The sequence below is a fragment of the Williamsia sp. M5A3_1d genome (genome assembly GCF_053345315.1).
This window is the reverse complement of the sequence record NZ_JBKEZX010000004.1, coordinates 310,792-331,765: the sequence shown is the minus strand read 5'-3', so window position 1 is coordinate 331,765 and position 20,974 is coordinate 310,792. Positions and strand designations below refer to the sequence as shown.

The window sequence follows — 20,974 nt, the reverse complement described above, 5'->3', positions numbered from 1 at the left end:
CAGGGTCGGGCGCTCAGGGCAGCGCGCTCACGAGCTGCTCGACCGGCACCCGGGGTCCGGTGAAGAACGGGGTCTCCTCGCGGACGTGCATGCGTGCCTCGGTGGCACGCAGATCACGCATCAGGTCGACGATCCGGTGCAACTCGGGCGCCTCGAACGCCAGCAGCCACTCGTAGTCGCCGAGGGCGAACGACGAGACGGTGTTGGCGCGGACGTCCTTGTAGGCACGCGCGGCCATCCCGTGATCGGCGAGCATCTTGCGGCGCTCGTCGTCGGGCAGCAGGTACCACTCGTAGGACCGCACGAACGGGTACACGCAGATGTAGGCGCCCGCCTCCTCGCCGGTGATGAACGCCGGCAGGTGACTCTTGTTGAACTCCGCCGGACGGTGCAGGGCGACATTGCTCCACACCGCGTTGCTGGCCCGACCGAGCGCGGTGGTGCGCCGGAAGTCGGCGTATGCGCGCTGCAGGTCCTCGACGTTCTCGGCGTGCCACCAGATCATGAAGTCGGCGTCGGCGCGCATCCCGGCGATGTCGTACAGGCCCCGGACCACCACGCCGGTCGTCTCGAGCTTCTCCACGAACGTGCGGGTCTCGGCGATCACGTCGGCCCGATCGTCGGGCAGCTCCCCCGGGCGCACGGCGAAGACCGAGAACATCAGGTAGCGGACCGTGGAGTTGAGTTCGGCGTAATCGAGTCGCGTCATGACCCCATCGTGCCACCGCCGCGGGAGCCCCGGTCGGCGAGATGGGTCACCACCTGTGCCGCCGCGACACCCGCGCGCGCGATGCACGCCGGGACGCCCACACCGTCGTAGGTGGAGCCGCAGAACACCAGGCCCGGCGGTACGTCGCCGAGCGCCGAGCGCACCAGGTCGCGGTGGCCCGGAGCGTAGCGGGGCAACCCAACGGGCCACCGCTGCACCGTGGCGTCGACGACGTCGGCGGCGGTGAGCGGGCGCGACGCACCGGACAGCTCGACGACCGTGGACAGGTCCGCGACCGCGGCGTCGACGAGGTGGGTGTCGGAGAGGTGATCGACCGGGTCGCCGTAGCGCCCGAACGACGCCCGCACCAGGCCCGGTCCCCCGTCGACCGCGAGATGGGCCCACTTCTGCGACGACAACGTGATGGCCTTCGCGGACGTCGCCTCGCCGGTGGCCATGAGCACCCCGGAGTGATCGGGCAGCGCCACATCGGGGGCGATCGCCAGCATGACCAGCGCCGTGCTGGCCGTCGCGACGGTGGCGACACCGCGCGCGACCTCCGGGGCCGCGGTCGCCACCACGGCCGCGGCAGCCGGTGCGGGCAGCGCGATGACGACGGCGTCGTGGGAGGTCTGGCGTCCGGCGTCGGTGGTCACCGTCCACGTGGTCGGCTCGGCGTCGACCGATACGACCGGGCAACCGAGGCGCATGGTCGCACCGCAGGCCGCCACCAGGCGCTCGACGAGAACGCGATAGCCCCCGTCCAGCGCGCCGAACACCGGGGCCGTCGACGGCGGCGGCAACAGACCGTGCACCGCCGTGGTGAGATCCGGTGCGCCGGAATCGAGACGGGCGGCCAACGCGGGCAGCGACGCCCGCAGCCCGATGTCGTCGGACCGGCACGAGTACACGCCCGACAGCATCGGGTCGACGCTGCGGTCGACAACCGATCGTCCGAAGCGGTCGGCGACGAGCTCGCCCACCGAGCGGTCGGCGCCGGGGGTCCAGTTCATCGGACGGCCGACCTCGCCGCGCATGCGCTCGACGTCGGCCGGTTCGGCGAGGTCGATGATCTGGGATGCGTTCGCGGGGATGCCCATCAACGTCGGCCGCGGGAGATCGCGCAGCCGGCCCCCGGCCAGGATCGCGGGCCTTAGCGGCGTGGGACTCACCACGCGGTCGGCGAGACCCAGTTCATCGATCAGCCCGACAGCCTCGGGACGTCGCACGATGAACGACTCGGCGCCCGAGTCGAGCAACCGTCCGTCGAGCCGACGCGACGCGAGCAGACCGCCAGGGGTGTCGGATGCGTCGAAGACGTCGATCACCGCGGTGGCGCCGAGCGTCTGCCGCAGCCGGTAGGCGGCCACCAGACCCGAGACGCCAGCCCCGACCACCGCCACACGCACGGCCGCATCGGAGCCCGGGGTGCCGATGGTCGTCGTGGCGCTCACAACGAGTGGACGAGCTCGACGATCCTCGTCAGCACATCCGGATCGGTCGACGGCAGCACACCGTGACCGAGGTTGACGATGTGGCCCGCTGCGCCGGCGGCCACAGCGGCGTCGCCCTCGGCGACGACGCGGCGCACATGGTCTTCCACCACCTCCCACGGCGCGAACAACACCGCGGGATCGATGTTGCCCTGCACCGCTTTCCCGGCCCCGATGCGCCGCGCGGCGACATCGAGCGGGATCCGCCAGTCGACACCGACCACATCGGCGCCCACCTCACCCATCGCGTGGAGCAGCTCCCCCGTGCCGACGCCGAAGTGGATGCGAGGACGGCCGAAATCGGCGACCTCGGCCAGCACCCGCCTGCTGTGCGGGGCGACGAAACGCTCGTAGTCGGCCAGCGAGAGCATGCCCGCCCACGAGTCGAACAGCTGCACCGCGTGCACACCCGCCTCGAGCTGCACACGCAAGAACGCGATGGTGATGTCGGCCAGCGCGCCCACCAGCTCGTTCCACACCTCCGGCTCTCCGTGCATCAGGGCCTTGGTGCGCTCGTAGTTGCGACTCGGTCCACCCTCGACGAGATAGGACGCGAGGGTGAACGGTGCGCCCGCGAACCCGATCAGGGAGGTGTGCTCGGGCAGTTCGCCCAGGATGTTGTCGATCGCGTGCGCCACCGACCCCACCGATCTCGGGTCCAGGCGCGGCAGGGCGCGTACGGCAGCGCGGTCGCGGACCGGGTTGGCGATCACCGGCCCCGTACCCGCCACGATGTCGAGGTCGACGCCCGCCGCACGCAACGGCACCACGATGTCGGAGAAGAGGATCGCCGCGTCGACATCGTGACGACGGACCGGTTGCATGGTGATCTCGGTGACGAGATCGGCATCGAAACAGGACTCGAGCATGCCGCGACCCACCCGCAGCTCCCGGTACTCCGGCAGCGAACGGCCGGCCTGACGCATGAACCAGACCGGCCGGCGCGACGGTCGGTCGCCGGTGGCGGCGGCGATCAACGGCATCCGTCGCACGTGGTCGGGGATCACGGGGCTCATCACCGGATTCATGCTGCCATGAGCGGGCCGAACTCCCCACGGCGCGCCTCCGGCGCGGTGGAGTCCGTTCGGCCTACCTTCGTTCGTGTGACCTCACCCGGGGCTTGCGCGGAGCCTGTCGATTTCCGCAGCGCAGTCGACTCGATGCATGCGGCACGGATCCGTCCCGACATCGAGGTCGGCAGCATCCGTCCGCCCCAGCGCCTTGCTCCGTACAGCCACGCCATCGGCGCCGAGGTCGCCCAACCCGAGCCCGACGGCGAGATCCCGACAGACTCCGACGGCAGCGCGTTCGGACGTCTCATCCTGCTCTACGACCCCGACGGCCAGGACGCCTGGAACGGGACGATGCGTCTCGTGGCGTTCGTCCAGGCCGAGGTCGAGGCCGCGCTGGCCACCGACCCCCTGCTGCCCGAGGTGGCGTGGAGCTGGCTCGCCGACGCCCTCTCGGTCACCGAGATCACCGCACTCGGCGGCACCGTCACCTCCACGACGTCGGTCCGCTACGGCGACATCTCCGGCCCGCCCCGCGCCCACCAGCTCGAACTGCGTGCCTCCTGGACCGCCACCGGGACCGATCTGTCCGCCCACGTCGAGGCCTTCTGCGAGGTGCTGTCATCGGCGGCGGGTCTGCCGCCGACCGGGGTCACCAACCTCGGCGCCGGCGGCGCGGCCACCTGAGTGGTCGTGCCATGAGTGATCCCACCCCGCCCGATCCGAGCCCCGGCTCCGATGCGAGTACGCCCGATGTCGACGCGGAACCGGAGGTCACGCCGCTGACACAACCGGCCGACGGTGTGCCGCCGGTGTTGCGTACCCCGGCCGAGTTCAGCGAGGCGGCGGAGCTGCTCGCCGCGGGCGAGGGCCCGGTCGCTCTCGACACCGAACGTGCATCGGGTTTCCGCTACTCCGGACGGGCCTATCTCGTACAGATCCGCCGGCGTGGGTCGGGATCGTTCCTCATCGACCCCATCGACCACCCCGACGCGCTCGGCGGTGTGATCGCCGCCCTCGACGGGCCGCAGTGGGTCCTGCACGCCGCCGACCAGGACCTCCCCTGCCTGCGCGAACTGGGTTTCGTGTGCGCCGACCTGTTCGACACCGAGCTCGGCGGGCGTCTCCTGGGCCTGCCCCGGGTCAACCTCGCGGCCATGGTGGCCCACCACCTCGGTCTCGGACTGGTGAAAGGCCACGGCGCTGCCGACTGGTCCCGCCGACCGCTGCCCGACGAGTGGTTGAACTACGCCGCCCTCGACGTCGAGGTGCTGATCGAGCTGCGTGACGCCGTCGCCGCCGACCTCGTCGCGGCCGGCAAGGACGAGTGGGCGGCGCAGGAGTTCGAGTACGTGCGCACCAAACCCGAACCGCCACCACGGGTCGACCGGTGGCGTCGCACATCATCGCTGCACACCGTGAAATCGACACGAGCGCTGGCGATCGTGCGCGAACTGTGGTCCTCGCGAGAGGAACTGGCGATCGAACGCGACATCGCCCCGGGACGCGTGCTGCCCGATTCCGCGATCGTCGCCGCCGCGCAGGCCTCCCCCGCCTCCGCCGACGACCTCACCCGACTCCCCGTGTTCGGTGGGCACCGCCAACGTCGCCTCGCGCGCCGGTGGTTCGGCGCGATCGACCGGGCCCGCAGACTCGCCGACGCCGACCTCCCACCGCGCAATGCCGGCGGTGTCGGGCTACCGGCCGTGAATCGCTGGGCCAATCGCAATCCCGAGGCGGCACAACGGTTGTCGGCCACCCGGACCGCCCTGGCCGAACTCTCCGAACGCGTGGAGACCCCCGTGGAGAACCTCCTGCAACCCGATCTGATGCGTCAGATCTGTTGGGATGGGGTCGGTGAGCCGGTGACGCTGGAAGCGATCACCGAACGCCTGACCCGCGGTGGCGCCCGACGCTGGCAGCGCGAACTGTGTACGCCACTGTTGTTCACGGCGTTCACCGCGCCGCCGGAGCCCGAGACGCCCGCGGGCGACGCGGAACCGGCGGTCTGAGCGTTACTTCTCGACCGTCACGTCCTTCTCAGAGGTGACGTCGTCGCCCATCGGCGTCATCGACTGCATCGTCGAGACGGTGGCGGTGATGGTGCGGGCCAGATCCTGTGCGGTGAGCCCGAGGTCGCCGAGGATCTCGTTGCGGCTGCTGTGGGCCAGGAACTCCTGGGTGATGCCACGCTGCTGCACGGGCACATCGAGCCCGGCGTTGCGCAGCCGGTCGCTGATGGCCGACCCGACACCGCCGTGCACCCCGTTGTCCTCGAGAGTGACCACGAGACGGTGCTTGCGGGCCAGATCGACGATGGAGTCGTTGACCGGCAACACCCACCGGGGGTCGACGACGGTGACGTCGATGCCCTGCTGCGCGAGACGACCTGCGGTGTCGACGGCCAGCGCGCAGAACGCCCCGACACCGACCACCAGGACGTCCGCGGGACCGGTGGTCGACGAGCGGTAGAGGACGTCGGTGCCGTCGGCGAGCCGCTCGATCGACCGGATGTCCTCGGGCACTGCGCCTTTGGAGTAACGCAGCGCGGTCGGCCCGTCGGCGGTGTCGAGTGCCTCGCCGAGCTCCTCGCGGAGGCGGACGGCGTCGCGCGGTGCGGCCACGCGCAGCCCGGGGACCAGGGCCATCAGCGACAGATCCCACATGCCGTGGTGACTCGGGCCGTCGGGCCCGGTGACACCGGATCGGTCGAGAACCAGCGTGACGGGCTGTTCGAGCAGCGCCACGTCCATCAGCAGCTGGTCGAACGCGCGGTTGAGGAATGTGGAGTAGATGGCGACCACGGGATGCAGACCACCGAGTGCGAGGCCGGCCGCCGAGGTGAGCGCGTGCTGCTCGGCGATGCCGACGTCGAAGAGGCGGTCGGGGAAACGTGCGCCGAACGGGGCGAGACCGGTGGGCCCGGCCATGGCCGCGGTGATGGCGACGATGTCGTCGCGTCGCGAACCCGCCTCCACGAGTGCCGCGGAGAACACCGATGTCCAGTCCTGCGGCGGGACGCTGGTCGCGCGACCGGTGAGCGGGTCGATGATTCCGATGCCGTGCATCTGGTCGGCCTCGTCGTTCTCGGCGTACGCGTAGCCCATCCCCTTACGGGTGACGGTGTGAACGATCACGGGTCCACCGAACGACTTCGCGCGCGCCAGGGCGCTCTCGAGCGCGGACTGATCGTGGCCGTCGACCGGGCCGACGTATTTGATGCCGAGGTCGGTGAACATGGCCTGGGGTGCGAGGAAGTCCTTGATGCCGCTCTTCATGCCGTGCAGCGCGGCGTAGGCGACCGACCCGACGACCGGCACGCCGGTCAGCATGCGGCGTCCCTCGTCGAGGAACTTCTCGTAGCCGGGCTGCAACCGCAGACCCGCGAGGTGGTCGGCGAGACCGCCGATCGTGGGGGCGTAGGAGCGACCGTTGTCGTTGACGATCACGACCAGCGGTCGATCGCCGGCCGCGATGTTGTTCAGTGCCTCCCAGCACATGCCGCCCGTGAGTGCGCCGTCGCCGACGACGGCGACGACGTGGCGGCGGCGGCCGGTCAGCTCGAACGCTTTGGACAGACCGTCGGCGTACGACAGCGCTGCCGACGCGTGCGACGACTCGACCCAATCGTGTTCGCTCTCGGCGCGCTCCTGGTATCCCGTCAATCCACCGCGCTGACGCAGGGTGTCGAAGGCGTCGCGACGACCGGTGACGATCTTGTGGACGTAGGACTGGTGCCCGGTGTCGAAGATGACCGCGTCCGACGGCGACTCGAAGACACGGTGGATGGCGAGGGTGAGCTCGACCACGCCCAGATTGGGGCCCAGGTGCCCGCCGGTGGCCGAGACCTTGTCGATGAGGAACGCACGGATCTCGGCGGCGAGCTCCTCGAGCTCCGCCGCCGTGAGGCCGGCGAGATCCCGCGGCGAATCGATCCTGTCGAGCACACCCATCGACGCTCCTTCTCCCATGGTGACGTCGAGTCTACGGAAGGAGCGGGTCCGATCGGCCACCATCGTGTGTGGGGTCGGGCACCAGCGCCGCGATCGCCTCGACGTGATGGGTCAGGGGGAATGCGTCGAGCCCCACCAGTTCGACCGGTCGGTAACCGAGTTCGCGGTAGGTGCCCAGATCACGCGCGAACGTCGCGGCGTCGCAGCCGACGTGGACGACCAGCGCGGGCCCGGCCGCGCAGATGCCCTGCACGACCGAGCGACCGGCGCCGCTGCGCGGCGGATCGGCGACCACGACGTCGGGTGCGGGCAGGTTCGCGAGGGCAGCGTCGACGGGGCCGCGGTAGACCGCCACCCGATCGTCGTCGGCGTAGGTGACACGCGCGGCGGCAGCCGCGGAGACGTCGGCTTCGACGACCACCACCGAGGTCAGGGACTCGACGGTGTCGCACAGTGCGCCGGCGAAGACCCCGACACCGCCGTAGAGATCCCACGCCGACTCCGCCGTCGGAGCGTGGCGCGCGGCCATGGCCGCGACGATCTCGCCGTAGCGGGTGGGCGCGGAGCGATGGGCCTGCCAGAAGCCGGTCACCGGCAGCAGCCACGTGCGGCTCCCTACGCGGTGCACGGCGGTGTCGGACCCCGCGACCACGGTCTCCCGCGACACCGCGCGACCGGCGCGGGCGCGCTGTGCCCGCCCTCGGCGGTCGTCACGACGACCCCGTCCGGACCGACCCCGCGGGGGTGTCGCGGGGCTCAGCACGAGTTCGGTCAGGTGCATCACGCCGTCGTCGTCGGCCACCGCGACCACCTCGGCGCCCGGGGTCCACGAGTGGGTGTCGAGTCCGGCGAGCAGCCCGGCGACGGGCTGTGCGCACCGCGCACCGGTCACGACGGCATCCGAGGCCGGGGCGTGCACACCGACGACTCCGTGGGTGTCGACGGGCATCCGCACCCGGGTCCGCCACTGCGTCGGAGCCCCGAGTGACATGACCTCCACGCGGTCGACACCGGCTGCACCCAGTGCGTCCGGCGACCAGCCGCCGAGTCGTTCGAGCTGTTCGCCCAGGACCGTCGCCTTGATGTCGCGGGCGTGGTCGTCGGTGACGAACGAGAGGTCGCAGCACCCGGCTCCGGCGGCCGCGGCCGGGCACACCGGATCGATCCGTTGCGCCGACGGTTCGACGATCTCGACGATCTCGGCGTGGCAGTAGGCGCGGTGGCGGTCGTCGGTCACCTCGACCCGGACGCGTTCACCGGGCAGGGCGCCGCGCACGAACACCGCGCGCCCCTCGTCGCGACCGACCATCGCTCCGCCGTGGGCCGGGCGCAGGTCGGTGAGTTCCCGCCGCGAACCCGTCCAGCCCCCGGACTCCGCAGGCCGGGCGCTCACGGGGTGTCGCTGCCGGATCCGCCGGCACCGGGCGGCGTGCTGCGGGGTTCGACCGCACCCACCATGCCGCGGCGGAGGTCGCCCGGTGCGTTGTAGACCCGATCCTTGTTCTTGCGGCGGTCCGACGAACTGAGCTGCCACGGAACCGATGTCACCATCACGCCGGGCTCGAACAGCAGTCGGCCCTTGAGTCGCAGCGCCGACTGGTTGTGCAGGATCTGTTCCCACCAGTGGCCGACGACGTATTCGGGGATGAACACGGTGATGACGTCGCGCGGCGACTCGCGGCGGAGTCGACGCACGTAATCGATGACCGGCCGGGTGATCTCGCGGTAGGGCGACGCGATCACCTTGAGCGGGATGGTGATGTCGCTGCTCTCCCACTCCGCGACGAGGCGCCGGGTGTCCCGGTCGTCGACGTTGACCGTGATCGCCTCGAGGGTGTCGGGGCGCGTGGCCCTCGCGAACGCCAGGGCCCGCTTGGTCGGCAGGTGCAGCTTGGACACCAACACCACCGAGTGGGTGCGGCTGGGCAGGATCGTCTCGTACTCGCTGTTGTCGAGTTCGGTCTGCACCGACGCGTAGTGCCGGTGGATGAGTTGCATCAACCCGAAGATCGCGACCATCGCCACGATCGCGATCCACGCGCCGGCGAGGAACTTGGTGATGAGGACGATCACGAGCACCGTGCCGGTCATCGCCAGCCCGATGGAGTTGATGATCCGCGACCGCTGCATCCGGCCGCGCGCACCCGGGTCGGTCTCGGTGCGCAGATGGCGGGTCCAGTGCCGCACCATGCCGATCTGGCTCAGCGTGAACGACACGAACACACCCACGATGTAGAGCTGGATGAGGGCGGTGACCTGCGCGCCGAACGCCACGACGAACGCGATCGCGGCGATCGCGAGGAACAGGATGCCGTTGCTGAACGCGAGGCGATCACCGCGGGTGTGCAGCTGGCGCGGCAGGTAGCGGTCCTGTGCGAGCACCGAACCCAGCACGGGGAATCCGTTGAACGCGGTGTTGGCGGCGAGCACGAGGATCAGCGCGGTCACGATGGTGACGAAGTAGAACCCCGGGGTGAAGTTCGAGAACACCGCGTGCGCGAGCTGCGCCACGAGGGACTTCTGCTGGTAGCCCTCGGGTGCGCCGGTGAGGTCGGCGGCCGGGTTCTCCACGTACTTCGCGCCGATCTTCTGCGCGAGCAGGATGATGCCGAGCAGCAGCACGACCGCGATCGCGCCGAGCAGGAACAGCGTCGTGGCGGCGTTGCGCGACTTCGGCTTCTGGAACGCCGGGACACCGTTGCTGATGGCCTCGACACCGGTCAACGCCGCACACCCCGAGGAGAACGCACGGGCGATGAGGAACACGAATGCGATGCCGACGAGGTGGTTGTTCTCGGCCTTCACACCGAAGTCGGCGGTCTCGGAGCTGATGTCGTCACCGAGGACGAAGATCTGCACGAAACCCCAGATCAGCATGACGACCATGCCGGCGATGAACGCGTAGGTCGGGATGGCGAAGGCGGTGCCGCTCTCGCGGATGCCGCGCAGGTTCACGCTGGTGAGGAGCACGATGGCCACCACACAGAACAGCACCCGGTGCTGTTCGACGAACGGGATGGCCGAGCCGATGTTCTCCGCGGCCGAGGAGATCGAGACCGCAACGGTGAGGATGTAGTCGACGAGCAGCGCGCTGCCGACGGTGAGACCGGCCCTGGGGCCGAGATTGACCGTCGCCACCTCGTAGTCGCCGCCGCCGGAGGGATAGGCGTGCACGTTCTGTCGGTAGCTCGCGACCACCACGGCCATCACCACCGCGACGGCGACACCGATCCACGGGGTGTAGGTGTAGGCCGACAGTCCCGCGACCGACAGCACCAGGAAGATCTCCTGCGGCGCGTAGGCGACCGACGACATCGCGTCGGAGGCGAAGACCGGCAACGCGATCCGCTTGGGCAACAGGGTCGCGCCGAGGGTGTCGCTCCGGAACGGACGTCCGAGGACGAGCCGTTTCGCCGCTACGGACAGCTTGGACACCGTGGACACTGGGCAACCATAGGACGTGGTGGTCACCGCGGCGACGTGGGGCGGTAGCGTTTTGACGGTCGCGGGTCCGGTTGTACCGAGGAGGACGCTGGTGCGGGTAGTGATCATGGGGTGCGGCCGGGTCGGTTCGTCCCTCGCCCTCGCCCTGGAGGGCAAGGGCCATGAGGTGGCGGTCGTCGACCGCGACCCCTCGGCGTTCCGCCGTCTGGGCAGCGGGTTCGCCGGCACCACGGTCAAGGGCGTGGGCTTCGACCGGGACGTGTTGCGGACCGCCGGCATCGCCGACGCCGACGCGTTCGCCGCGGTGTCCTCCGGCGACAACTCGAACATCATCGCCGCGCGTGTCGCGCGCGAGACCTTCGGCGTGGAAAAGGTCGTCGCCCGGATCTACGACGCCAAGCGCGCCGCGGTCTACGAACGCCTGGGCATCCCCACCGTCGCGACGGTGCCGTGGACCACGCAGCGCTTCGTCGCCGCCCTCGGTGAAGGCAGCCCGTCGACGGCGTGGCGGGATCCCTCCGGGTCGGTGTTGGTGACGCTGATCCCGTTCCACGAGAGCTGGATCGGGCAGACCGCGGCGGTGTTCCAGGAGGAGACCGGCGCGCGGATCGCGTTCATCAACCGACTCGGCAACGCCCTCCTGCCCGAGCCGCGCACGGTGCTGCAGCAGGACGACAACGTGTTCGTCTCCGTGCTGCGCGACAATCGCGACAACGCCTTCGAGGTCGCGGCGGGCGAACGGGACGCAGGATGACCGGGGCCGCGATGGTCCCCGGTTCCCACGACGGAGGGGGTCGACGGTGAAGGTCGCCATCGCCGGGGCGGGCGCGGTGGGTCGGTCGATCGCCCGCGAACTGCTCCACAACAGCCACGAGGTGATGTTGGTTGAGCGACGCCTCGACAACATCGACGAGGCCTCGGTGCCCGGGGCCACGTGGATCAACGGCGACGCCTGCGAACTCGACAACCTCGAGCAGGCGCAGCTGCACACCTACGACGTGATGGTCGCGGCCACCGGCGACGACAAGGCCAACCTCGTGGTGAGTCTGCTCGCCAAGACCGAGTTCGCGGTGGGCCGGGTGGTGGCCCGCGTGAACGATCCCCGCAACGAGTGGCTCTTCGACGAGGGGTGGGGTGTCGACGTGGCGGTGTCCACGCCGCGCATCCTCGCATCCCTGGTGGAGGAGGCCGTCTCGGTCGGTGATCTGGTGCGGCTCATGACCTTCCGACAGGGTCAGGCGAACCTGGTGGAGATCACCCTGCCGCAGGACACCTCGTTCGCGGGCAAGCCCGTCCGCAAGCTGGTGCTGCCGCGTGACGCCGCCCTGGTGGCCATCCTGCGCGGTGGACGGGTGATCGTGCCCCAGGCCGACGATCCGGTGGAGGGCGGCGACGAACTGGTGTTCATCGCGCCGACCGAGGTGGAAGAGGCCCTGCGCGAGGCGATCCTCAGTCTCTAGGCGCGGTCGTCGGCGCCGGTCCCGTGCCCCTCGTCGGTGCCGGGCACCGCGTGCGCCTCGGTCGCCGCATCGAGCTCGGGCTCGGTCGCCTCCTCGCGCTCGGCCCAGCGGACCAGCAGGACCGTCGCCAACCCCGCCGCGATGGTCAGCGGCCACCCCATCCCGATGCGTGCCGCGGCGAGCAGACCCGTCTGGTCGGAGTCGTAGAGGAACGACTGGACGAGGTACCGCACGCCGAACAGCACCGCCCACACCGCGGTCGCGAGGTCGTACGCGAGCAGGGTCCGCCGGTGCTTGCGCCAGGCGGTCCCGTTGCCGTTCACCACGTTCCAGATGACACCGACCAGCGGCCAGCGCACCAGGATCGACAGCACGAACGCGCCCGCGTAGACGAGCGTCGTCCAGATGCCGACGAGGAAGAAGCCTTTCGCGTCGCCGGTGCGGTGCGCGATGAACACACAGATGGCGACGCCGAACAGGCCCGAGACGGCGGGCTGGATGGGGTCGTGGCGGATGAGCCGGTAGGCGAAGATCGCCACCGACACCGCGACGGCGGCGATGATGCCGGGGGTGAGACCGCCGATGGCGTTGGCCGTGACGAACACGACGATCGGCACGGTCGAGAAGATCAGGCCGGGGATGCCACCCATCTGTTCGAGCAGGGTGGGCGCCGCGGCCGCGGCTGTCGTGACGGTATCCGGGGTGTCGGGTGCGTGATCGGGGTCGGACAGGCCACGCGAGGGATCAGTCGTCACCGAGGAGCTCGTAGTACGGGTTGTAGATCACCTTGGCGCCGTCCTTCTCGCCGAGGCGACCGCGCACGGTGATCTTGCGTCCCGGCTCGATCCCGGGGATGCGGTTGCGCCCGATCCACTTCAGGACGACGACGTCGGTGCCGTCGAAGAACTCCGCGACCACACCGGTCTTCGTCGCCTTCGAACAGGTCTGTACCGACCGCAGCTCACCGAGCATGCTGACCTCCTCGCCACGCGAACAGTCGCATGCGCGCTGGGCACCGGTCGCCTGCGACTGCTCCGAGATCTTCTCGGCGTCAGCCTGCTCGAGATCCTCCGTGAGACGCCGGGTGAGGCGCTTGAGGTATCCGGCTCCTGCGGTCATCGCACCCTTTCCGTACTGCTCGTAGGGGGCGTGGGGACCACCCCTGGATCGCCAGGGTAGACCTCGCCCGAACACCACACCACCCACGGGGCAGGATCATGGGATGGCTGCTGTCACACCCTCGGAAGCCACCGGCCGCGGCACCGCATCGGTACTGGTGGGGCTGCCGGGGACCGGCTCGGACGCCGACTACGCGCGGCGCGCGTTCACCCCACTCGCCGACACGCTGGGGGTGCGTCTGACCGTTGTCGATCCCGGCCCCGACGGCGTCGTGGACACCTACCTACGCGCCCTCGACGACGCGGCCGGCGCCGAGGGTCGCGTCGTGGTCGCAGGGATCTCCATCGGCGCCTGCGTGGGAGTGCGGTGGGCGCTCGGATCCACATCGTGCGTCGGTGTCGTCGCCGCGATGCCGCCCTGGCTGTTCGACGGGGAGACCGCGCCCTCGCCCGCGGCACTGAGTGCGATGGCGACCGTCGACCTCATCGACCGACTCGGGACCGACGGCGCCGTCGCGCAGATGCGGGCGAACACGCCCCCGTGGCTGGGCGCGGAACTGGCGCGGTCGTGGACGTCCATCGGGGCACCGCTGCGATCACATCTCGCCGAGGCCGCGGCGATGCGCACCCCGACCGCAGAGATGGTGTCCGCGCTGGGGGTACCGCTGGCGGTGGTGGGTGTCCGCGACGATCCCGTCCATCCGCACCACTTCGCCGAGCGGTGGACCCACCTCGCCGCACGGTCGGCGATGCGATCAATCACGTTCGACGCCTGGGGCGATGACGCGGCCACCATCGGCCGCGCGGCCGCGGCGGCCTGGGCCGACCTCGCCTGAGCGGACCTACTTCCTGCCCTGCCGTCGGCGCAGACGCTGCAGCGCCGATCCCGACGACCGACGCGACCGATCGGCCTCGGCCTCGGCCTCGGACGACTCCTGCCCGGCGGCGTCCTCCACATCAGGGTGGACGTCGGTCCCCACCGGGTCGTCCTCGCCGATGACGTGTGCTCGTGCGCTCTGGGCGATGGCACCCTCGGGCGCCACATCGGCCTCGGCGACTGTGGGTTCGACGGCGGGCACGGACCCGGCCGGGGCGGTCGGGATCTGCTCGGCGAGGTCCTCGGGCGGCGCCGCGAACTGGTCCATCACTCCGTCGGCCTGCATCTGCTGCTGCGCGGCGAACACCTGTTCGGCGAGCACGGGGGGCAATGAGACAGGCAGCGGATCACGCGGCGGGTGCGGATCGGGGCCACGTCGCACCACCGACTCGCTGAGCACGGCCCGGGCGACGGGCGCGAGGTCGTCTGCGGTCTCCGGTGGACCGCTCGCGACGCATCGGACCATCCAGCGGGGTCCCTCGGCGCCGATGAACCGGTGTACTCCGCCGGGCACGACGGCGACGACCTCGCGACCCCAGTGTCCGTCCTCGGTGGATGCCTCCGCGCCGTCGGTGCGCAGGGTGTCGACCAACTCCCCCACCACTTCTCGCCAGAGACCGGGCGAACGCGGGGCGGCGAACGCAGCGACGCTGATGCGACCGTGCGGGGTCACCAGGTGGACCGCCTGGGGCTGGTGGTCGGCGGTCATCTCGACCGTGACCTGACCACCCTCGACGACCGGCACGAGCACCGACCCCAGATCGAGATGTGAGTTGGTCAGGTCGACGTCGTCGGCCAGATCCTCGATGTCGTACGGTCCCCGCCCGGTACCGATCTCCTCCGTCATGCTCGTCATCCTTCCCGACGCGGGTCGACGAGTGACGCGTGACCACCACTCGAGCCGTGGCCGCCGGTCCCGCGACTGGTCTCGTCGAGGGTGTCGACCTCCACGAACTCGGGCAACTCGACCCGCTGGACCAGCAACTGCGCGATGCGGTCTCCGCGGTTGATGGTGATCGGCTCGGCCGGGTCGAGATTGATCAGACACACCTTGATCTCGCCGCGGTAGCCCGCGTCGACGGTGCCGGGGGTGTTCACGATGGACAGCCCGACACGGGTGGCCAGGCCCGAGCGCGGATGGATCAGGCCCACCGTGCCGACGGGTAGTGCCACCGCGATACCGGTCGGGACGAGTTCGCGTGCCCCGGGGGCCAGAACCGTGTCGACGGTGCTGCACAGATCGACCCCGGCATCAGAGTCGTGCGCGCGGCGCGGAGGGGGGACCGAGGGGTCGAGTCGTCGGAATGCAACCGTCTCGACCTGCGCATCGACTGCCACAGGCGAAGACTACGCTGGCCTGGTGGCATCGTTTTCATCGACCGACGAGCGCGGGTTGTCCCCTGTCGCCGACCGTTTCACCGAGCGTCTGCGGGTCCCGTGGTGGTGGTGGCCGGCGGCTGCGGTGGTGGTCGGGGTGTTCGGTTACGAGATCCAGCTCGCGGCGCGACAGGCGTCGTGGAGCTTCGTCGCCTACCTCGTGGTCGCGGTGCTCGCGGTGTGGATGCTGTGGTCGATGGGCCGGGTCACCGTCCGCGTGACCGCCGACGGCGAGTTGTGGGCCCACAAGGCACATCTGCCCGTCTCGCTGATCTCGCGAGGCGCGACCATCCCGGCGACGGCGAAGAGCGCGGCACTCGGACGGCAGCTCGACCCGGCCGCGTTCATGATGCATCGCGCCTGGGTGAAGACGATGGTGCTGCTCGTCCTCGACGACCCCGACGACCCGACGCCCTACTGGCTGGTCAGCACCCGACACCCCGCCGAGCTGCTCGCCGCCATCGGTCTGACCGACGCCTCGGCCGAACAGACCTGATCCCGGGCCCTGCTGGACATCAGACCCCGCGGGACGACAGGCCCCCCGGAACGACGAGCGCCGACCCGCCTGTTCGGCGGATCGGCGCTCGTGTTCTCGTCGCCGTCATCGGCGACCTCGTTCACTCCCCTTGTCGAGAAGACCCCGATGATCAGGCGCAGTCCACGCAGATCAACGAGTTGCCGTTCTCACGGGCCAGTCGACTGCGGTGATACACGAGAAAACAACTCGTGCAGGTGAACTCGTCGGCCTGCTTGGGAACGACCCGCACGGAGAGTTCTTCTCCGGACAGGTCGGCGCCGGGCAGTTCGAAGGACTCGGCCGTGTCGCTCTCGTCGACGTCGACCGAGGCGGCCTGCGCCTCGCTGCGTCGTGCTTTGAGCTCCTCGAGCGAGTCCTCGCTGAGGTCTTCGGTTTCGGTTCGACGTGGGGCGTCGTAATCAGTAGCCATGTTTCCGCCTTCACTCAATACCTGTTGCCGGCGCTGCTGCGTTCTGCTGGTTTCGCGAGATCGTCGGGCGCCGTGTGTGGTCGACCCGTTTGACTCGAGTCGGCCGGTCCCTCTCGGGTGTGCCATGTAGTAACGACACATCCGTCGGTTTTGTTGCCCTTGCCGGAGTGATGTGTGGTGAGCTTGACCACAGGGGCCGAGTTTCTGAACCACAAGACCAGTTACGTCGAGGCGGCCGAAGCGTAGCTCACCCACCAGGTGTGGTCAACCGCGTATGTCGCACCGGCGTGGCGGCGTGCTCGCCGCCTATGGTGAGGGTCGCCGCCGGGACACCCACCGAACCCCGGCCACCTGCGAAGGGAAGTCAGTCGAGCGTGGTTTCGCAGATCACCATCGGATACCCCACCGACGACCACGGTCGTCCGTTTCGGCGCCGTCGGTTCATCCCGTTCGTCATCGCCGTCGTCGTCCTGCTGGTGCTGGCCCTCATCGTGTGGGTCAGCGCTCTCTCCGGCGAGGACTCGTCGTCGGCGACCACCAGCTGCAATCCCCCGCCGGTGCCGTCCTCGGCCGCGCCCGCCGGCGGCCCGTCGGCGGCGCCGACCACCACGGTCGCCAACAGCGACCTGATCGACGTCGCCCCCGGCGCCTTGTCGACGTTCCAGGTACGTGTCCTCAACGCCTCGGCCGAACGAGGTCAGGCGCGCAGCGTCCTCGACGACCTCACGTCACAGGGCTTCACCCCGGCCACCGACACCCCGTACGCCGACGACACCGTGTACCCGGATCAGAATCTCGACTGCGTCGGTCAGATCCGGTTCGGCCAGGCCAGCCGGGCCGCCGCGGCAGCGCTCTGGGTCGCCGAGCCGTGCGCACAGCTCGTCGACGACGGCCGGTCGGGTTCGGTGGTCGACCTCGTGCTCGGGACCCAGTTCACCGGGCGCGAGCAGTCGCAGGACGCGCAGGCCGTGCTCGAGGCACTCCGCCAGGCCGATCCGTCGAACCCGCGTACCGGCGCCGATCCGGCACTGGTGTCCGCGGTGCACAACGCCTCCTGTTGAGTCCCGCGCGCATCCCGGTCAGCTGATCGGACCCGACGCACCGATCTCGTCGAGCAGCGCCAGGAACTCGCCGGCGATGCCGGGTGCGACGGCGATGGTGACCGGCCCCTCGTCGCCTCGCGACCGCGGCCCCGGCGTGCGGACCACCGCGCCGGCCTCCTCGGCGATGAGGGCGCCGGCGGCCCAGTCCCACGGGTTGAGACCGTGCTCGAAGTGCGCGTCGACCGCGCCGGAGGCCACCATGCACAGGTCCAGAGCCGCCGACCCGACCCGACGGATGTCGCGGATGCGTGGGAGCAACTCGGCGATCACCCGGCCCTGCCTGCGGCGCCTGTCCTCGCCGTAGCCGAAGCCGGTGGCGACGAGCGCGAGCGACACCGACGACACCGCGTTCGCGCGCAGGGGTTGCGGTCCGGTGCCGTCGTCGCGCACCGCGCCGCCACCCCGCGCGGCGGAGTAGACGATCGACCGGGCGACATCGACGACGGCGCCGGCGACCGACACCCCGTCGACCTGCGCGGCGATCGACACCGAGTACGCCGGGATCCCGTAGAGGAAGTTGACCGTGCCGTCGATCGGGTCGACCACCCAGCGCACCCCCGAGGGCACGTCCACCGATCCGCCGTCCTCCTCGCCGAGGAACGCGTCATCGGGGCGCAGCCGGTGCAGGTGGGCGCGGATGGCCGCCTCGGCCTCGGTGTCGACGACGGTCACCGGATCGGTCGGGGTGCTCTTCGTCGACACCGCCGAGGCGTGCATCGGCGCCGCCGCATGATCGATGAGGTCACCGCGGCGGGTCCGGATCAGTTCGGCCGCCTCGCGGGCGACGTCGACGGCGATGGCGGTCAGTTCGGCGGCTGAGGTCACGCCCCCATGTCAGCACACCCGGGCGGGCGGTGCTGCGGTCGCACCCCGGGCGGACATCGGCGTGGCCGGGTCATCGATCCCGCGGCGGATCCGTGAGCCCGCAGCGCGCAATCGCGGTCATGACTAACCTTGAGCGCGAGTCGGAGTCGGCCCTCATCGGCAGCCACCGGCCACCGACCACCGCCGGTCACATCCACGAACCACGCCGGGCGCGAGAGCAGTTCGGACGCCGTCTGCCGAGAGGACCTCGCCATGAGCGACGCGACACCTGCCACCGACCCCGCCGGCCCGTCGACATCGGTGGGCGGCGACGTCCCCCGCGACGGATCGGGCGGCCTCGCGTTCGGCATCGACGTCGGCGGCTCGGGCATCAAGGGGGGCATCGTCGACCTGTCGACCGGTGAGCTCGTCGGCGAGCGGTTCAAGGTGCTCACCCCGCAGCCGTCGACCCCCTCCGCGGTGGCCGACGGTATCGGCGAGGTGACCGAACACTTCTCGTGGACCGGACCGGTGGGCGTCACCCTGCCCAGCGTCGTCTCCGGCGGTGTGGTGCGCAGCGCCGCCAACATCGACAAGTCGTGGATCGGCACCGACCCGTATCCGCTGCTTGCCGGGGCGCTCGGCGACCGCGACTTCTCCGTGCTCAACGACGCCGACGCGGCGGGCATGGCCGAAGACGCGTTCGGCGCGGGCAAGGACGCCGCGGGCATGGTCATGCTCCTGACATTCGGGACCGGCATCGGCTCGGCGATCCTGTTCCACGGGAAGTTGGTACCCAACACCGAGCTCGGCCACATGGAGGTCGGCGGGGTGGAGGCCGAGCACCAGGCGTCGTCGAAGGTGAAAGAGGACAAGGACATGTCCTACGAGAAATGGGCCGGCCACGTGTCGAAGGTGCTGACCGCCTACGAGAACCTCTTCTGGCCCGATCTGTTCATCGCCGGCGGCGGGATCAGCCGCAAGGCGCACAAGTGGATCCCGCACCTCACCAACCGCACCCCGGTGGTCCCGGCGACCCTGCTCAACACCGCCGGGATCGTCGGTGCGGCCATGGCCGTGGAGGCTCGTCTGCGGCCCTGAACGGGGGTGATGGGCCCGTCGGGCGTGGTGTGGCGAACGGTGGGGCCGTCGAATCGTTACAATGGGTCGGTCGGCCATCGAGCCGGCCCATCACGCCCCCGCTCCGCCGAGGTGATCTCTCGGTGTGACGCCACATGATTCCAGTCCCGAAAGGTCGTACGTGGCAGCCACCAAAACTCGCCAGGAAACGGACAGCGACGAGTCCTCGGACGTGACCGCACCGCGAGCAGCAGCGAAGAAGACCACTGCCCGGAAGACGGCCGCCAAGAAGGCACCCGCGAAGAAGGCACCGGCCAAGAAGGCGGCCCGCAAGGCCACCGCGAAGGCCCCGGCCGTCGCCGATCCCGCCACCGACTCCGACGAGACCCCTGAGTCCATCGACGATCTCGACGCCCCCGAGGGGGAGATCGACGAGGAGATCGTCGTCGACGACATCGAGGTCGAGGAGCCGACCGGTGACTCCACCGTCGTCGCCCCCAAGGTGACGAAGCCGGCCAAGGCCGACGCCGAGGAGATCGAGGAGCCCACCGAAGAGGACAAGAAGTCCGGCGACTTCGTGTGGGACGAGGACGAGTCCGAGGCGCTGCGGCAGGCCCGCAAGGACGCCGAGCTCACCGCCTCGGCCGACTCGGTCCGCGCCTACCTCAAGCAGATCGGCAAGGTCGCCCTGCTCAACGCCGAGGAGGAGGTCGAGCTCGCCAAGCGCATCGAGGCCGGACTCTTCGCCACCGAGCGGATGCGTCGTATCGCCGACGCCGGCGAGAAACTGACCGTCGCCCAGCGTCGCGACCTGAGCTGGATCTCCCGCGACGGCAACCGCGCGAAGAACCACCTGCTCGAGGCGAACCTGCGCCTCGTGGTGTCGCTGGCCAAGCGCTACACCGGCCGCGGCATGGCGTTCCTGGACCTCATCCAGGAGGGCAACCTCGGTCTGATCCGCGCGGTCGAGAAGTTCGACTACACCAAGGGCTACAAGTTCTCGACGTACGCCACCTGGTGGATCCGTCAGGCGATCACCCGCGCCATGGCCGATCAGGCCCGCACCATCCGTATCCCGGTGCACATGGTCGAGGTCATCAACAAGCTCGGTCGCATCCAGCGCGAACTCCTGCAGGATCTGGGCCGCGAGCCCACCCCGGAGGAGCTCGCCAAGGAGATGGACATCACGCCGGAGAAGGTGCTGGAGATCCAGCAGTACGCCCGTGAGCCCATCTCGCTGGATCAGACCATCGGCGACGAGGGCGACAGCCAACTCGGCGACTTCATCGAGGACTCCGAGGCCGTCGTCGCCGTCGACGCCGTGTCGTTTACCCTGCTGCAGGACCAGCTGCAGTCGGTGCTCGAGACGCTGTCCGAGCGTGAGGCGGGCGTGGTGCGTCTGCGCTTCGGTCTCACCGACGGCCAGCCGCGCACCCTCGACGAGATCGGCCAGGTCTACGGCGTGACGCGCGAGCGCATCCGTCAGATCGAGTCGAAGACGATGTCGAAGCTGCGTCACCCGTCACGCTCGCAGGTGCTGCGCGACTACCTCGACTAGTCACCCACGTCCTCCCGATTCGGCCGCCCCGGAGTTGCTCC

Annotated in this window: 21 protein-coding genes; 9 read left to right on the top strand and 12 right to left on the bottom strand. The window is 70.1% G+C overall.

The window, feature by feature from the left end; all coding sequences use genetic code 11:
- Positions 1-13 precede the first annotated feature (13 nt).
- Genes hemQ through hemE form a run of 3 tightly spaced genes read right to left on the bottom strand, consistent with a single transcriptional unit; the run spans position 14 to position 3,218 of the window.
- On the bottom strand, positions 14-709 hold the full coding sequence (hemQ, locus tag ACLBW1_RS18455) for a hydrogen peroxide-dependent heme synthase (RefSeq protein ID WP_447813257.1): 696 nt from the start codon (positions 707-709) through the stop codon (positions 14-16).
- Positions 706-2,163, bottom strand: a complete 1,458-nt coding sequence (gene hemG / locus ACLBW1_RS18450) for a protoporphyrinogen oxidase (protein WP_447813256.1) — start codon at positions 2,161-2,163, stop codon at positions 706-708. Before hemG ends, hemQ begins: the two co-directional genes overlap by 4 nt.
- On the bottom strand, positions 2,160-3,218 hold the full coding sequence (gene hemE, locus ACLBW1_RS18445; RefSeq protein WP_447813255.1) for a uroporphyrinogen decarboxylase: 1,059 nt from the start codon (positions 3,216-3,218) through the stop codon (positions 2,160-2,162). Before hemE ends, hemG begins: the two co-directional genes overlap by 4 nt.
- An 87-nt stretch (positions 3,219-3,305) precedes the next feature.
- Between hemE and ACLBW1_RS18440 the strand changes: the two genes are divergently transcribed.
- Together ACLBW1_RS18440 and ACLBW1_RS18435 are read left to right on the top strand one after the other, a co-directional pair.
- Complete coding sequence (locus tag ACLBW1_RS18440; protein ID WP_447813254.1) at positions 3,306-3,899, top strand: DUF3000 domain-containing protein; 594 nt, start codon at positions 3,306-3,308, stop codon at positions 3,897-3,899.
- Between the two features lie 11 nt (positions 3,900-3,910).
- A complete protein-coding gene (locus tag ACLBW1_RS18435) occupies positions 3,911-5,224 on the top strand; it encodes an HRDC domain-containing protein (RefSeq protein ID WP_447813253.1) in 1,314 nt (437 codons plus the stop codon).
- Positions 5,225-5,227: 3 nt separating this feature from the next.
- Here ACLBW1_RS18435 and dxs read toward each other — a convergent pair whose 3' ends face one another.
- Genes dxs through ACLBW1_RS18420 form a run of 3 tightly spaced genes read right to left on the bottom strand, consistent with a single transcriptional unit; the run spans position 5,228 to position 10,609 of the window.
- Complete coding sequence (gene dxs, locus ACLBW1_RS18430) at positions 5,228-7,165, bottom strand: 1-deoxy-D-xylulose-5-phosphate synthase (protein WP_447813252.1); 1,938 nt, start codon at positions 7,163-7,165, stop codon at positions 5,228-5,230.
- A gap of 31 nt (positions 7,166-7,196) precedes the next feature.
- Positions 7,197-8,558, bottom strand: coding sequence for a class I SAM-dependent RNA methyltransferase (locus tag ACLBW1_RS18425; protein ID WP_447813251.1), 1,362 nt, complete (start codon positions 8,556-8,558; stop codon positions 7,197-7,199).
- Complete coding sequence (locus ACLBW1_RS18420) at positions 8,555-10,609, bottom strand: APC family permease (RefSeq protein WP_447813250.1); 2,055 nt, start codon at positions 10,607-10,609, stop codon at positions 8,555-8,557. Before ACLBW1_RS18420 ends, ACLBW1_RS18425 begins: the two co-directional genes overlap by 4 nt.
- 91 nt (positions 10,610-10,700) lie before the next feature.
- Between ACLBW1_RS18420 and ACLBW1_RS18415 the strand changes: the two genes are divergently transcribed.
- Both ACLBW1_RS18415 and ACLBW1_RS18410 read left to right on the top strand, forming a co-directional pair.
- Positions 10,701-11,363, top strand: a complete 663-nt coding sequence (locus ACLBW1_RS18415; protein WP_447813249.1) for a potassium channel family protein — start codon at positions 10,701-10,703, stop codon at positions 11,361-11,363.
- A 46-nt stretch (positions 11,364-11,409) separates the two neighbouring features.
- Positions 11,410-12,069, top strand: a complete 660-nt coding sequence (locus ACLBW1_RS18410; RefSeq protein ID WP_447813248.1) for a potassium channel family protein — start codon at positions 11,410-11,412, stop codon at positions 12,067-12,069.
- On the opposite strand, the gene ACLBW1_RS18405 is transcribed toward ACLBW1_RS18410, so the two are convergent.
- Positions 12,066-12,824, bottom strand: a complete 759-nt coding sequence (locus ACLBW1_RS18405) for a DUF3159 domain-containing protein (protein WP_447813247.1) — start codon at positions 12,822-12,824, stop codon at positions 12,066-12,068. The two genes, ACLBW1_RS18410 and ACLBW1_RS18405, sit on opposite strands and share 4 nt — an antisense overlap.
- Positions 12,814-13,188, bottom strand: a complete 375-nt coding sequence (locus ACLBW1_RS18400) for an OB-fold nucleic acid binding domain-containing protein (RefSeq protein WP_045822558.1) — start codon at positions 13,186-13,188, stop codon at positions 12,814-12,816. Before ACLBW1_RS18400 ends, ACLBW1_RS18405 begins: the two co-directional genes overlap by 11 nt.
- Positions 13,189-13,291: 103 nt before the next feature.
- On the opposite strand from ACLBW1_RS18400, the gene ACLBW1_RS18395 reads away from it, so the two are divergent.
- The gene (locus tag ACLBW1_RS18395; protein ID WP_447813246.1) at positions 13,292-14,023 is read left to right on the top strand and encodes an alpha/beta hydrolase; all 732 of its coding nucleotides are present in this window, start codon (positions 13,292-13,294) and stop codon (positions 14,021-14,023) included.
- A 6-nt stretch (positions 14,024-14,029) separates the two neighbouring features.
- On the opposite strand, the gene ACLBW1_RS18390 is transcribed toward ACLBW1_RS18395, so the two are convergent.
- Positions 14,030-14,911, bottom strand: a complete 882-nt coding sequence (locus ACLBW1_RS18390) for a DUF3710 domain-containing protein (protein WP_447813245.1) — start codon at positions 14,909-14,911, stop codon at positions 14,030-14,032.
- Between the two features lie 5 nt (positions 14,912-14,916).
- Positions 14,917-15,402: a dUTP diphosphatase gene (dut, locus tag ACLBW1_RS18385; protein WP_447813244.1), complete on the bottom strand. Its 486-nt coding sequence runs from the start codon at positions 15,400-15,402 to the stop codon at positions 14,917-14,919.
- Between the two features lie 22 nt (positions 15,403-15,424).
- On the opposite strand from dut, the gene ACLBW1_RS18380 reads away from it, so the two are divergent.
- On the top strand, positions 15,425-15,937 hold the full coding sequence (locus ACLBW1_RS18380; RefSeq protein WP_447813243.1) for a DUF3093 domain-containing protein: 513 nt from the start codon (positions 15,425-15,427) through the stop codon (positions 15,935-15,937).
- Between the two features lie 151 nt (positions 15,938-16,088).
- On the opposite strand, the gene ACLBW1_RS18375 is transcribed toward ACLBW1_RS18380, so the two are convergent.
- Positions 16,089-16,388 carry a DUF4193 domain-containing protein gene (locus ACLBW1_RS18375; RefSeq protein ID WP_434217879.1) on the bottom strand — a complete coding sequence of 100 codons (300 nt, stop codon included), beginning with the start codon at positions 16,386-16,388 and terminating at the stop codon, positions 16,089-16,091.
- Positions 16,389-16,762: 374 nt separating this feature from the next.
- Between ACLBW1_RS18375 and cei the strand changes: the two genes are divergently transcribed.
- Complete coding sequence (gene cei, locus ACLBW1_RS18370; RefSeq protein ID WP_447813242.1) at positions 16,763-17,449, top strand: envelope integrity protein Cei; 687 nt, start codon at positions 16,763-16,765, stop codon at positions 17,447-17,449.
- A gap of 18 nt (positions 17,450-17,467) precedes the next feature.
- On the opposite strand, the gene ACLBW1_RS18365 is transcribed toward cei, so the two are convergent.
- Positions 17,468-18,316, bottom strand: a complete 849-nt coding sequence (locus tag ACLBW1_RS18365; protein ID WP_447813241.1) for an inositol monophosphatase family protein — start codon at positions 18,314-18,316, stop codon at positions 17,468-17,470.
- A gap of 252 nt (positions 18,317-18,568) precedes the next feature.
- Between ACLBW1_RS18365 and ppgK the strand changes: the two genes are divergently transcribed.
- Positions 18,569-19,396 (top strand): polyphosphate--glucose phosphotransferase, encoded by an 828-nt coding sequence (gene ppgK, locus ACLBW1_RS18360; protein ID WP_447813240.1) that lies wholly within the window; start codon positions 18,569-18,571, stop codon positions 19,394-19,396.
- Between the two features lie 160 nt (positions 19,397-19,556).
- Complete coding sequence (locus tag ACLBW1_RS18355; protein ID WP_447813239.1) at positions 19,557-20,933, top strand: RNA polymerase sigma factor; 1,377 nt, start codon at positions 19,557-19,559, stop codon at positions 20,931-20,933.
- The last annotated feature ends 41 nt before the right edge of the window (positions 20,934-20,974 follow it).

Excerpts from the sequence above, each read along its gene's own strand:
- hemQ (WP_447813257.1), bottom strand. The coding sequence starts at position 709 with ATGACGCGACTCGATTACGCCGAACTCAACTCCACGGTCCGCTACCTG.
- hemE (WP_447813255.1), bottom strand. The coding sequence starts at position 3,218 with ATGAGCCCCGTGATCCCCGACCACGTGCGACGGATGCCGTTGATCGCC.
- ACLBW1_RS18435 (WP_447813253.1), top strand. The coding sequence starts at position 3,911 with ATGAGTGATCCCACCCCGCCCGATCCGAGCCCCGGCTCCGATGCGAGT.
- dxs (WP_447813252.1), bottom strand. The coding sequence starts at position 7,165 with ATGGGTGTGCTCGACAGGATCGATTCGCCGCGGGATCTCGCCGGCCTC.
- ACLBW1_RS18400 (WP_045822558.1), bottom strand. The coding sequence starts at position 13,188 with ATGACCGCAGGAGCCGGATACCTCAAGCGCCTCACCCGGCGTCTCACG.
- ACLBW1_RS18395 (WP_447813246.1), top strand. The coding sequence starts at position 13,292 with ATGGCTGCTGTCACACCCTCGGAAGCCACCGGCCGCGGCACCGCATCG.
- ACLBW1_RS18390 (WP_447813245.1), bottom strand. The coding sequence starts at position 14,911 with ATGACGGAGGAGATCGGTACCGGGCGGGGACCGTACGACATCGAGGAT.
- ACLBW1_RS18375 (WP_434217879.1), bottom strand. The coding sequence starts at position 16,388 with ATGGCTACTGATTACGACGCCCCACGTCGAACCGAAACCGAAGACCTC.
- ppgK (WP_447813240.1), top strand. The coding sequence starts at position 18,569 with ATGAGCGACGCGACACCTGCCACCGACCCCGCCGGCCCGTCGACATCG.